This window comes from Niastella caeni (assembly GCF_004834005.1).
Classification (GTDB): Bacteria; Bacteroidota; Bacteroidia; order Chitinophagales; family Chitinophagaceae; genus Niastella; species Niastella caeni.
Genome location: NZ_STFF01000001.1, coordinates 1283607 through 1296318 on the forward strand (window position 1 = coordinate 1283607; position 12712 = coordinate 1296318).

A 12712-nucleotide genomic window follows, 5' to 3' on the forward strand; every position below is an offset into this window, starting at 1 on the left:
ACGGTCAGTTAAAAATAGTGAACAAAGGGGTCGGATAAAATCGTTCAAACATGACATGCCCGATGTTGAAAATGCGTTCTTCAACATACGGTTGCCCGCATGGCGGAAATCCAATAAATTTTATTCACTATATTTTCCCTTATGCCTGCCAGCCCTACCTGCTAAAACCTGAGCAAACTACCGGCTTTTAGCAAAAGCCTGGTCCATATCAGCGATCAGGTAGTCCGGGTCTTCCAGCCCTACATAAAAACGGATCATTTTATGGGCGCGGTTGCCAGCATCAAACTTTTCCGGTAATACGGAGGCACAGCGGGGAATAGCCAGGCTTTCATGGCCACCCCAGCTTACTGCAATTAGAATGTGTCGCAAAGATTCGCAGAAGGTTACAATCTGTTGCATTTTTTCTGCCTTCATTACAATAGTTAGTAACCCACAGGCGCCGGTCATTTGTTGCCGGGCCAGGTCGTATTGTGGAAATGAGGGATCGAATGGAAAGATCACTTCTTCTACCAGGGGGTGTTTTTTCAGGTAGTCGACCACTTTGGTAGTAGATCTTGAAATATGCTCTAACCGAACGGGCAGGGTACGCAGGCCGCGAATAAGCAGCCAGGCGTTAAAAGGTGTAATGCCCGTACCCATGTTCAACAATTCATTGTCGAAGATCTTTTTCATCATTTTGCGGGTACCGGTTAATACCCCGGCCACCACATCGCTATGCCCGCCTATATATTTGGTTGCCGATTGCAACACCATATCAATGCCCATGGAAATTGGCTTTTGATACAACGGGGTACAGTAGCTATTATCACAAATAGTTATAATATTTTCCGCTTTGGCCAGGTCGGCCACCGCCCGCAGGTCCTGCAATGCAAAATCCCAGCTATTGGGCGTCTCCAGGTAAATGATCTTTGTATTGGGGAGAATGGCCCGTTCGAAATTTTCTATGTTAGTGCCGTCGATGTAAGTAGTGGTAATGCCGAACCGGGGTAGAATATTATCGAACATCTTTTGCGCCCAGGCATAAGGGCTACGTACCGAAACGATATGGTCACCCGATTGTACATTCGAAAAAACCGAAGCGAATATAGCAGAAGCGCCGCTGTTAAAAACCAGGCAGTCTTCCGCCTCATCCAAAGCAGCCAGCTTCTGGCGCAGGATATCAACTGTTGGGTTTAAACCGCGGCTATATAGATAGGTACTGAATTCGTCCTCAAACACTTTGCGGAGATCTTCCACCTTCTTGAAAGCAAAATTGCTGGTTTGCATAATGGGTGGAGAGATGGCACGGAAATATAGGTCCCGATCTTCACCTAATTCATTTAAAATGTAAGAAAGGTCATTCATGTGACTTTAATTTGGTTGAGGTGATTTCCTGAATACGCGTAACACAAAATATAGTACAAAAAAAATAGCAAACACTAAAGCGCTTACCCACGCCGCTTTGGGTGAATTAATAGCAATGCTGGTACCTACAAAAAGGTACGCTGCAATAAAGATCACCGGCAACAAGGGGTACAGCTTCATACGGTAACTGTTCCTTATATCCTCCCCCACTCCTCTTTTACGTAAAATAAAAATGGTTGCTGCAGAAGTAGCCATGCCAATAGAATCTAAAAATATTGTGTGATCGAGAATTTCATCAAAGGTTTTGCCATAAAACAAGGTAACAAGGCAAAGAGCAGTAAAAGCACTCAGCGATACCACGATAACATTCCTTTTTAAGGTTACTTTTTTAAACACACCTGGCAACACGCCTTCGTCACTCATGGCATACATTACACGGGGATTGCTCATCAACAATACGTTTACATAAGCAAGTACAGACAGGAATAATAATACCGATAATATTGTAAAACCCCTTTCCCCAAACAATTTACCGGCAAGAATGGCAGCAATGGATTGCGCTTCTTTTAAATTCCCAAACCCTATCACTTTATAATAGGTGTAATTAATTGTAATATACAGCAACATTATGATAGCAATGCCAAAAAATATCCCTTTGGGTAAAATTTTCGATGGATTTTGAACCTCTCCGCCGAAATTTATCGTTTGTTGATATCCGCCATATGTAAAACTTACCGCAACCAAACAGGCGCCGAATGCTTTTAAGGTGGACATGATATCTGGTTCGGCAACTGAAACCGGGGTAAACGGAGTGGCATAATCGCCGGTGAATAATGCACTGATCAAAAATATCACCAACCCTATTTTTATGACTGTTAACACATTCTGCGTTCGGGCGCTCATTTTAAGCCCCAACAGGTTTACGCCATAAAAGACGATCACGGCAATAGTAGATATGACCAACTTAATGGAGTTAATATTGCTATGTCCCTGAAACAACACATTGGCGAGGTACTCTGACCCAATTAATGCCACGCCGGCCAGGGAAGCAGCATTTGATACCAGGATAATGCAATTAATGGCGAATGCGATGGAGGGATGATAACAATAAGAAAAGATTTTATAATAGCCGCCGGTAACCGGATATCGCGAGCCAATTTCAGCATAGGTTAATGCGCCACATAAAGCAACCAGGCCACCGGTGATCCAGGCAATAAAGAACATATCAGCCGAATAAGCCTGCCGCGCTACATTCACCGGGGCGCGAAAAATACCCATACCTATTACGAGGCTCACGACGATCATGGTGAGATCGAACAAATTTAACCGGGAAGACTTCATTTGTGGAAGTTAAAATAATATTTGCATTTACCTTTAGGGTTCATACACTTATTCTGATGATGAAAACCTGGTTGCTTATTTCATTAGCATTTTTTTTAGCAGTTGAACTTCATGCACAAACCAAACCGCAGGATACCGCCCGTGTATTACAGGAGGTAGTAGTGAAGGCTTATGAGCAAAACCGCCAGTTGAAGGAAGTGTCGGCGGCAATCAATGTAATAAATACTGCTCAGTTGGAACGGTATAACAATACCAACCTGTTGCCTGCGCTGAATGCCACGCCAGGCGTGCGTATGGAAGAACGTTCACCCGGAAGCTACCGGTTAAATATACGCGGCAGCACCTTGCGTTCGCCTTTTGGCGTTCGCAATGTAAAAGTGTATTGGAATGGAATACCTTTCACCGACCCCGGTGGCAATACCTACCTGAATCAACTCAGCTTTTATAATGTTAATGCCATTGAAATAATTAAAGGACCGGCCAGCAGTTTATATGGCGCAGGAACCGGCGGGGCAGTGCTGATCAACAGCCAACAAGCCGATCGGCCGGCCGGCATAAACCTGCATTATGCAACCGGTAGCTATAATTTGCAAAACATCAATGCCCAAATTACCACCGGCAACAGCGATCGCAATAATACATTTGGTTACACCCATCAAACCAGCGATGGTTATCGTGATCATACCCGCATGCGGCGCGATATTGCTACCTGGGAAACACAGATCAAAGCAAACGACAAACAACAATTAGCCGCTTCGGTACTGTATGGCGACCTGTATTATCAAACACCCGGCGGTTTAACTACCGCTCAATTCAATGCCAATCCACGTGCAGCCCGTCCGGCGGCAGGGGTATTTCCCAGTGCCGATGAAGCCAAAGCTGCTATATATCAAAAAACATTTTTAGCAGGCATTACCCATAAATACCAGTTCACGGAGAATCTGCAGAATACGTCGGTAGTTTATGGCGCTTTTTCAAACATAAAAAATCCTGCCATTCGCAATTATGAAAGAAGAAGCGAACCGCATTTCGGCGGCCGCACTGTATTTACTTTCAATAAACAGTGCCAGGAATCGAACATACAGATCTCATTTGGGGGTGAAGGACAACGTGGTTACTTCAACACCAAAACGTTCAGCAATGCAGGCGGCCATCCTGATACCGTTCAAACCGATGATGAAATTGATAACTACATTTATTCAGCCTTTGTACAAACTGATCTTCATTTACCAGGCGATTGGTCGGTAAGTGCGGGGGTAAGCATCAACAAATCATCCATCACCATTACCCGGTTAACAGGTTCGGAAACTGGCAAGCTGACCGCCACTTTTAACAGTGAATGGGCGCCGCGAATAGCACTTTCAAAAAAACTGATGCCGGGCATGCTGCTCTATGCCAGTGTTTCGCGCGGCTTTTCTCCTCCTGGAACTGCAGAAATATTGCCTTCTACGAGTATCATCAATACCAGTTTGCAGGCTGAGCATGGGTTGAATTATGAAGCAGGCATTAAAAGCAGTTGGCTACAACAACGATTATACGTAGAAGTGAATGCGTATTACTATCAGTTAAAAAATGCCATTGTACAACGGCGCGATGCCAGCGGGGCCGATTATTTTGCCAATGCAGGAAGTACGCGGCAACGAGGTATTGAATCACAGGCCAGTTACCAGTTATTATCCAGGAACAATGGATTTATCAGCAATGCACGCATCTGGGCAAGCCATACTTATAATAAATTCCGTTATCATGATTTTAAAGTGATCGCCAATGATTATTCCGGTAACAAACTGCCAGGCGTTGCCGCTCACATGGCAGCTGCCGGTGTTGACATTACTACGCGGCCCGGCTGGTATGTAAACCTTACCTGGTTTTACAACGATCCCATTGCATTGAATGATGCCAATACCGAATGGGCTACTTCGTACAATTTAGCCGGCGGACGAACCGGCTGGCGCACTTCATTGAGCAAAGCCATCATGATGGATGTGTATGCCGGAGTAGACAATGTGTTTGATGTTACCTATAGCCTGGGTAATGATATCAATGCTACCGGCGGTCGCTATTATAATGCCGCGCCGGGCATTAATTATTACGGCGGCGTATCATGGCGATACAAGTTTTAAGATCAACATATTGATTTACAACTTTATACTTTCCAAACTTTCTTTCCACACAGTAGCTTAAAAAATTATATTGGTAGAATAACAAGTCCGCCTATTTTTGCCGCGTAATTGGTTTCTGTCCCGACAGAGTCGGGATGGAATGAAAAGGGAAACCGGTGCAAATCCGGTGCTATCCCCGTAGCTGTAAGTTCCTTGCCGTGAAACGGCAAACGGCAAACGTGAAATCTGCTACCCGCAGATCGCTTTCCCTCCTCAGAGAGAGGCAAGCTGTAAAACTTCACGTTTACCTTTCACGTTTCACGACTGTTGAAACTCCATACCACTGTTGATTTTTGGTTCAGAAGCCACATCAATGGGAAGGTCTCTCAACAGCGAACGAGCCAGAAGACCTGCCAGTTGCAATTTTTAACATCAACGAGCTTTCGGGTGAAAAGCCGGGATGAACAGTCTTACCACGGGAAGACCGTTTCATTTCTGTTTGTATTTCATTACTCCGAAGGTTCATAGTTATTTAATACTAAACTATGACCATGATCAAAAGGCTACCTACGCTATTGGCGTTGTGCTTGGGTGTTCACTCCTATGCACAGGACTCTACCAAATCAAAACAACTGGATGAAGTAATTGTAACTGCCAATAAACTGGCCCAGAAACAATCTGCCACCGGTAAAGTAATTACTGTTATTCCAAAAGAGGTGATCGAAAAAAGCAGCGGCCGAACTGTAGGCCAAATATTAAATGAACAGGCCGGCGTTTCGATCAACGGCTCATTAAACAACATGGGCACCAACCAAAGTGTGTTCATGCGGGGCGCTGCATCGGGCAGAACATTGATCTTAATGGATGGAATACCTGTATATGATCCTTCTCTTTCCGGTAATGAGTTTGACCTGAACCTTCTTTCCCTGAACGATATTGAACGAATTGAAATTTGCCGTGGAGCACAATCCACGTTGTATGGCAGTGATGCCGTTGCAGGTGTCATAAATATTATAACCGTTAAACAAAATGTTACCAAACCTTTAAATGCAAAAGCAACGATCAGCGGTGGTAACTATGGCACCTTCAGAGGTAATGCACAGGTATATGGAAAAGCCGGAAAACTTACCTATAGCGCCCGGTATGCCAGATTATCAACTGATGGTTTTTCAACGGCGTACGACAGCAGCAAAAAAGGAGGATTTGATAATGACGGTTTTAAAGGCGATGTAGCCAATGCTTCAATGCAATTTCAGGCAACACCCGGACTTACTTTCAGAAGCTTTATTCAATACAGCAACAATAAAACTGATATTGATAATGGCGCTTACAGAGATGATAAAGACTATACAGCTAAAACCAAAAACTTAATTGCCGGCGGTGGATTTAATTTTCGCAAAACAGGCATCAGCTTAACAGGAAATTATCAATACAGCAACAATACCCGCAACCAGGTAGACGACAGTACCGATGCACCGGGTTTTGCGAAGTACAGCGCGTTTGATTTTTTTGGCAAGGCTCAATTTATTGAGGCTTACGCCAACATTAACCTGGGCGAAGGCTTTAGCTGGTTACAGGGAGCCGATTACCGGTATAGCAGCATGAATAGCCAAACCCTTTCTATTAGTTCCTTTGGGCCTTTTGCAGAAGCATTCAGGGACACAGCTCATAGCCAGGCATCTTTGTATTCTTCTTTATTTTATAATGCCGCCAATGAAAAACTAAATATTGAACTGGGCGGCAGAATGAATGTACATTCACGCTATGGCAGCAACTATACATTTACATTTAATCCATCTTATAATTTCAACAGATATTTCAGATTATTCGGAAGCATTGCCACCGCATTCAAAGCACCTACCTTGTACCAGCTTTATTCCGGCTATGGCGATCCTTCGTTACAACCTGAACGTTCCACTACTTACGAAGCAGGCGCGCAAGTTACCTATATACGATCAACCGCCCGCTTAGTATATTTTAAACGCCGTATTAAAGATGGCATCGATTTCGATTATATAAACTATAAATATTTTAACTCAGCCAAACAAACAGTAAATGGTATTGAGCTCGAAGGAAGTGTAAAACCGTTTAATGAACTGACAGTAACTTTTAATTATACTTACCTCGACCCGAAAGAGCAAATACAAAGCCGGGAAACATTTAAAGATACAGCCTACCATTACCTGCTCAGAAGACCAAAACACAATGTAAATTTTACTGCCGGTTATCAGGTTAACAATGCTTTGTATGTAAGCGCTTCCGGAAAATATGTAAGCAACCGCTACGACGTCGGCGGTTACCAGATGGCGGATGTAGCTTTGGCAGATTACTTCTTATTAGGCGCTTACGCAGAATATAAGTTCCCAAAATACGTAAAAATGTTTGTGGATGCCCGCAATATAACTGACAAACAATTCTTCGATATCCAGGGCTATAATTCCATTCCATTCATGATCAACGGAGGAATTATTTTAAACTGGTAAATATTGAAAAGAGTGATGTTACATGCATCACTCTTTCTCTTTATAATAATAAGTAAATTGTAATAAGATCATGTCACTAAAACAAATCAACCCACGGAACGCCGTGTTACTGCTCATCATTCTGGTAACGGCTATCCTGCGTTTGGCAGCTTTTACCGGCTGGGGACCGCTTACTATATTCACCCCAATAGGCGCCATGGCTTTGTTTGGCGGTGCTTATTTTAGCGGCAATGTAAAACCATTTGCGTTTCCTTTATTGACACTGTTCATTAGCGACGTGGTGTTAACATTTACCCTTTTCTCCGACTCGGAGTACCGTGATGGTTTGTTGTACAATGGCTGGGTATGGACCTATGGCGCTTTTGCGTTAATGACCATTGCAGGCAAACTAATCATCAGGGATGTTACTGTAAAAAACATTGTTATTGCAGTAATCGTTTCAACCCTCATCCATTGGCTGGTAAGTGATATAGGCGCTTGTGTTGTTGAAAAAGAATTCACTTTTTCATTATATACGCAACGATTGATCACAGCCCTACCATACGAATGGCGATTCTTAGGCGGCACTGCCATTTACAGCGCCCTTTTGTTTGGATTGTTTGAGTGGTTGCAGACGAAATATACCGCATTACAACCATCAACCTTTCAATAGAAACAACGCTTGTCCTCATAAATCGCAAATGTAGGTTACAAGGGCTTTCCCTGGAACCTGTAACTTGCAACTTGTAACAATACCTAATATATTTATTCATTCAACTTCTCCTCATGACGGCCTCTTCATTTCTCCCCGCAGCTACACAAATGATATACGACATGGGCCTGCAACACCTGCTGCAGGGCATTACTTTTGAGTGCCCGCACCAGGCGCTGGCCGAAAAACAGAAAGTAGTACGCTGCGTGTTGGAAGGGCATCAATACAGCAGCATGGAGATCGATAAAATATTTTCTGCTTCCAAGGCACAGGGAAAGAGTTTGTATTATGTAGATGAAAGTCTGCTGCAAACCATTGCACCCGATATTATTTTTACGCAGGATGTTTGTGAAGTATGCCAGATAGATACCGCCTGTACTTCAGCCGCTGTAGCGAAGCTGGAAAAGCAACCACAACTCATTGCACTTACGCCCAATACCCTGCACGATGTTTTTAATACTGCTATTACCATTGCATCGGCCATGGGCAATGAAGAAGCGGCTTATACATACCTCGCTTCATTACAAAAAAGAATTGACGCCATAATAGATGGTTTACGCTTGCACAAAGCACCGCCCAGGCGGGTGATGATCATGGAATGGCTGGCGCCGGTATACAACTGCGGCCACTGGATCCCCTACCAGGTAGCTTATGCCGGCGGTATCGACATGCTTTCAAATCCCGGAGGCGACAGCATTGTTACACCCTGGGAAAAGATTGTGAAATACGATCCGGAAGTATTGGTGATTGCACCCTGTGGTTTTACTATTTCCAGAACGGCTGAGGAAATTCATTTGCTTACGCAGAAAAAAGAATGGAGCCAGCTTACCGCGGTACGAAATGACGCCGTATTTATGGCCGACTACGATCTGTTCACGCAACCCAGCGCCAGTACATTAACAGATGGTATTGAATTACTGGCTTCCTTATTCCACCCTACCCTGTTTACCGTGCCTGTACATCTGCAACATAAGTACAAACCGCTTCATCAAACAATATTGGAACATGTGTAAGCACGAGCAAAAAACCTGTCCGCGTTGCCATACGCCCTTTGAATGTAAAGTAGGCGACGTAATGCATTGCCAATGCTATGGCATTACCTTCACCAATGAAGAAAAAGCATTTATAGAAGAACGTTACACCGATTGCCTTTGCCGCAATTGTTTGCAGGAACTAAAACAACGGTATACTTTATTTAAAGAAAAATATTTTCATAATGGCAACAGATGAGAAAGGCCTCCCCTCAGCCCTCCCGACAAGTTGGGATAAACCCTCCGGTGGAGGGGGAGCGCACTACAAAGGCATTGTTTTCATCACCGGTGGCGCCCGCAGTGGCAAAAGCCGCTATGCACAACAACTGGCGCTTCAACTAAGCAATAATCCTGTTTACCTGGCTACCGCCCGCCATTGGGACGATGATTTTGAAAAGCGCATTCAACGCCACCAGGCAGAAAGAGATGAACGATGGACGAGCATTGAAGAAGAAAAAAATATCAGCGGGTTATCCTTATCGGGCAAAGTAGTAGTGATGGATTGTGTTACCTTATGGATCACCAATTTTTTTACTGATAACAAATATGATATCGATGCCAGCCTGCAGCAATGTAAAGTTGAAATTGACAAGCTGGATACTGCCAACAATACCTTTATCATCATCAGCAATGAACTGGGTATGGGTATGCATGCCGAAACCGAGATCGGCAGAAAGTTTACCGATCTGCAAGGCTGGATGAATCAGTATATTGCTCAAAAAGCCAACCAGGTAATATTTATGGTGAGCGGTATACCGATGGTTATAAAGTGAGTGTGAATGGTGAATGGGTTCACGACATTCGAAAAGTTTCACTAGTCCACAGCAGTAAGCAAATAAAGTTAAAAACGGTGAAATAGAATGAGCAATAATATTTTACAGGCGAAAGGTGGTAATGACCTCAACGCCTCCGCCAGTGGGCGAAGAGAGGGGGGTGCAGGCCGTGGATATATGAACTGGAGCGGAGGTAAAGACTCATCTCTTTGCTTACATTATATACAACAGGATGATCGCTACCAGGTAGATTGCCTGCTTACCAGTGTTAACGCAGCCCATGACCGGATTTCCATGCATGGGGTGCGGCGGTCGTTACTGGAAGCACAGGCCGCATCAATAGGACTTCCTTTGCAAACTATTGAGTTGCCCGAGCAACCCGGCATGCAGGAATATGAACAGGCGATGGTGAGCAAGGTGACTTCTTTAAAGAACAATGGGTACAGCCATGCCGTATTTGGTGATATTTTCCTGGAAGACCTGAAACGTTACCGGGAAGAAAAACTGGCCACGATGGATATTCAATGTGTATTTCCATTATGGAAAATTTCCACCACACAACTGATGCAGGAATTTTTGCAATTTGGTTTCAAGGCGATCATAGTTTGTGTGAATACAAAATTCCTGGACAAAAGTTTTTGCGGCCGGTTGATCGATGAATCATTTGTACACGACCTGCCCGCCAATGTAGATGTATGCGGCGAGAATGGCGAGTATCATTCTTTTGTTTTTGATGGCCCCGTTTTTAAATACCCAATACCTTTTAGCAAAGGCGAGATCGTGTATCGCACTTACCAGGCGCCCAAACAGGCGCAGGATACCTGCAACCCAATGAACCAGGCCTCGGAATATGGATTCTATTTTTGTGACCTGTCACCGGATTAAAATGAAGAAATGTTGGAAACTGTTTTACCTAATATTTCGGGAAATAATATACATTGCCTGATTGCTGATCCGGATAACCAAAACTCTAAATCATGTCCCTTACATTACAACAACAGCTACAGCACATCATTGATCATAAAACCAAACCACTCGGCGCGTTGGGAAGGCTGGAAGAAGTAGCCATGCAAATTGGTCTGATTCAGCAGACAACGAAGCCAGTAATTCAACACCCACATATTATTGTATTTGCCGGTGATCATGGCATTGCCACAACCGGGCTGGTAAATACCTTTCCGCAGGAAGTAACGGCCCAAATGGTATTGAACTTCATGCATGGCGGCGCTGCGATCAATGTATTTTGCCGGCAACACAAACTCACTTTGAAAGTAGTGGATGCAGGAGTGAACTTTGATTTTTCTTCAAATCCAGTTGATCTCATCAGCGCAAAGATTGGTTACGGAACCAAAAACTATCTCAATGAACCGGCAATGAGTGTAGCGCAAGCCCAACAAGCCATCGATAAAGGAAAAGCGATCGTGGCGGAAACTGCTGCTTCAGGATGCAACTGTATTGGCCTTGGAGAAATGGGCATTAGCAATACTTCCTCTGCCGCGTTGATCATGAGCGCAATGACCGGATTACCAGTTGTAACATTTACCGGCAGAGGCACTGGCTTGAACAATGATCAGTTACAAACAAAGATAGACACGCTGCACCAGGTTTACGAAAAACATGCGCTGAGTGAGTTGAAAGAAAAACCCATTGAATTATTAGCACGGATAGGCGGTTTTGAAATAGCGATGATGGCAGGCGCGTACCTTGAAGCGGTAAAACAAAAAATGGTAGTAATAGTAGATGGATTTATTACTACTGCGGCGTTGCTGATTGCCAATGCCATTTTCATGGCGGAAAAACAAAAATCATTAGTATCTGATTGGAAAACCCTGATAGATCATTGCATTTTTGCACATACCAGCCACGAAGCAGGGCATGAAAAAATATTAGGCCGCCTGGGCGTTCGCCCCTTATTAAACCTCTCGATGCGGTTGGGCGAAGGAACAGGCGCAGCATTGGCCATGCCATTGATACAATCTGCTGTAACCTTCCTGAATGAGATGGCCAGTTTTGAAAGCGCCGGCGTGAGCAATAAAGAGTAAGTTCTATATAATATGATTATGAAAAAAGAGCTACGGATATTCTTTACTGCCATGATGTTCCTGACACGGTTACCTGTGCCGCGCTTTACCGATCATTCGCCTGATTACCTGGAAAAATCGGTAAAATATTTTCCGTTGATAGGATATATGGTGGCTGCCATCAGCGGGCTCACCTTCCTGATCTTTAATAAATACATCAGCGAAGACATTGCCATAGCAGCGTCTATCATTGCAGGCATTTTAACAACAGGTGCTTTTCATGAAGATGGCTTTGCCGATGTATGTGATGCCTTTGGTGGCGGGTGGACCAAAGAAAAGATCCTGATGATCATGAAAGACAGCAGGCTGGGATCGTACGGTGTAATTGGAATGCTGTCAATATTATTCTGCAAATTTCTATTATTAAAGGAGCTGCCCAAGTTCACCCCCGATTTACAAGCGCCTTCAATAAATATTTTCTACAACTACCGGTACTTTTTACTTACACTGCTAGCAGCCCATGCGATAAGCCGGTTGATGCCAGTATTGGTTATGCGCTTTTATGATTATGTAACCGATCCAGACAGCAGTAAATCGAAACCGGTAGCTACCCGTAAACCAACGGTGCCGGTTTTGTTGATACCTATTATTACCGCCTTACTTCCCTTTGCATTTATGAGCTGGCATTTTTTGCTGGCTATTGTGCCGGTAGTATACGTCGCATTCAGCCTGGCTAAATATTTTAAAAAATGGATCGGCGGATATACCGGCGATTGCCTCGGCGCCATTCAACAGGTAAGTGAGTTGTGTTTTTATTTAAGCATGATTATTATCTGGCGCTACGTAATTTGATTGCTGATTTGGAGATTTAGAGATTTGGGGACTTATTTAAATGGGCAATTCTTCTTCTAAATTTCATCTTTTTG

The 12712-nt window shown here is 43.9% G+C and carries 11 protein-coding genes and 1 riboswitch; of the genes, 9 read left to right on the forward strand and 2 right to left on the reverse strand.

What is annotated here, in order from left to right:
• Positions 1-177: 177 nt before the first annotated feature.
• Together FAM09_RS04965 and FAM09_RS04970 are read right to left on the reverse strand one after the other, a co-directional pair.
• Positions 178-1344: a trans-sulfuration enzyme family protein gene (locus tag FAM09_RS04965; protein WP_136575951.1), complete on the reverse strand. Its 1167-nt coding sequence runs from the start codon at positions 1342-1344 to the stop codon at positions 178-180.
• A 6-nt stretch (positions 1345-1350) separates the two neighbouring features.
• Positions 1351-2685 carry an APC family permease gene (locus FAM09_RS04970; protein ID WP_136575952.1) on the reverse strand — a complete coding sequence of 445 codons (1335 nt, stop codon included), beginning with the start codon at positions 2683-2685 and terminating at the stop codon, positions 1351-1353.
• 56 nt (positions 2686-2741) lie between these two features.
• Here FAM09_RS04970 and FAM09_RS04975 point away from each other — a divergent pair, with 56 nt between their 5' ends.
• From FAM09_RS04975 to FAM09_RS05015, 9 genes are all read left to right on the forward strand, one after another.
• A complete protein-coding gene (locus FAM09_RS04975; protein ID WP_136575953.1) occupies positions 2742-4808 on the forward strand; it encodes a TonB-dependent receptor in 2067 nt (688 codons plus the stop codon).
• A gap of 92 nt (positions 4809-4900) precedes the next feature.
• Positions 4901-5219, forward strand: a riboswitch (cobalamin riboswitch).
• 119 nt (positions 5220-5338) lie between these two features.
• Positions 5339-7270, forward strand: a complete 1932-nt coding sequence (locus tag FAM09_RS04980) for a TonB-dependent receptor plug domain-containing protein (protein ID WP_166437030.1) — start codon at positions 5339-5341, stop codon at positions 7268-7270.
• A gap of 70 nt (positions 7271-7340) precedes the next feature.
• Positions 7341-7922: a DUF6580 family putative transport protein gene (locus FAM09_RS04985; protein ID WP_136575955.1), complete on the forward strand. Its 582-nt coding sequence runs from the start codon at positions 7341-7343 to the stop codon at positions 7920-7922.
• A gap of 113 nt (positions 7923-8035) precedes the next feature.
• The gene (locus tag FAM09_RS04990) at positions 8036-8974 is read left to right on the forward strand and encodes an ABC transporter substrate-binding protein (RefSeq protein WP_136575956.1); all 939 of its coding nucleotides are present in this window, start codon (positions 8036-8038) and stop codon (positions 8972-8974) included.
• A complete protein-coding gene (locus FAM09_RS04995) occupies positions 8967-9191 on the forward strand; it encodes a cysteine-rich CWC family protein (protein ID WP_136575957.1) in 225 nt (74 codons plus the stop codon). The genes FAM09_RS04990 and FAM09_RS04995 overlap by 8 nt, the downstream gene beginning before the upstream one ends.
• Positions 9178-9765 carry a bifunctional adenosylcobinamide kinase/adenosylcobinamide-phosphate guanylyltransferase gene (locus FAM09_RS05000; RefSeq protein WP_136575958.1) on the forward strand — a complete coding sequence of 196 codons (588 nt, stop codon included), beginning with the start codon at positions 9178-9180 and terminating at the stop codon, positions 9763-9765. The genes FAM09_RS04995 and FAM09_RS05000 overlap by 14 nt, the downstream gene beginning before the upstream one ends.
• A gap of 87 nt (positions 9766-9852) precedes the next feature.
• The gene (locus FAM09_RS05005) at positions 9853-10650 is read left to right on the forward strand and encodes an adenine nucleotide alpha hydrolase (RefSeq protein ID WP_243751598.1); all 798 of its coding nucleotides are present in this window, start codon (positions 9853-9855) and stop codon (positions 10648-10650) included.
• A 92-nt stretch (positions 10651-10742) separates the two neighbouring features.
• A complete protein-coding gene (cobT, locus tag FAM09_RS05010; protein WP_136575959.1) occupies positions 10743-11807 on the forward strand; it encodes a nicotinate-nucleotide--dimethylbenzimidazole phosphoribosyltransferase in 1065 nt (354 codons plus the stop codon).
• A gap of 18 nt (positions 11808-11825) precedes the next feature.
• Positions 11826-12638 carry an adenosylcobinamide-GDP ribazoletransferase gene (locus FAM09_RS05015; RefSeq protein WP_136575960.1) on the forward strand — a complete coding sequence of 271 codons (813 nt, stop codon included), beginning with the start codon at positions 11826-11828 and terminating at the stop codon, positions 12636-12638.
• Positions 12639-12712 lie beyond the last annotated feature (74 nt).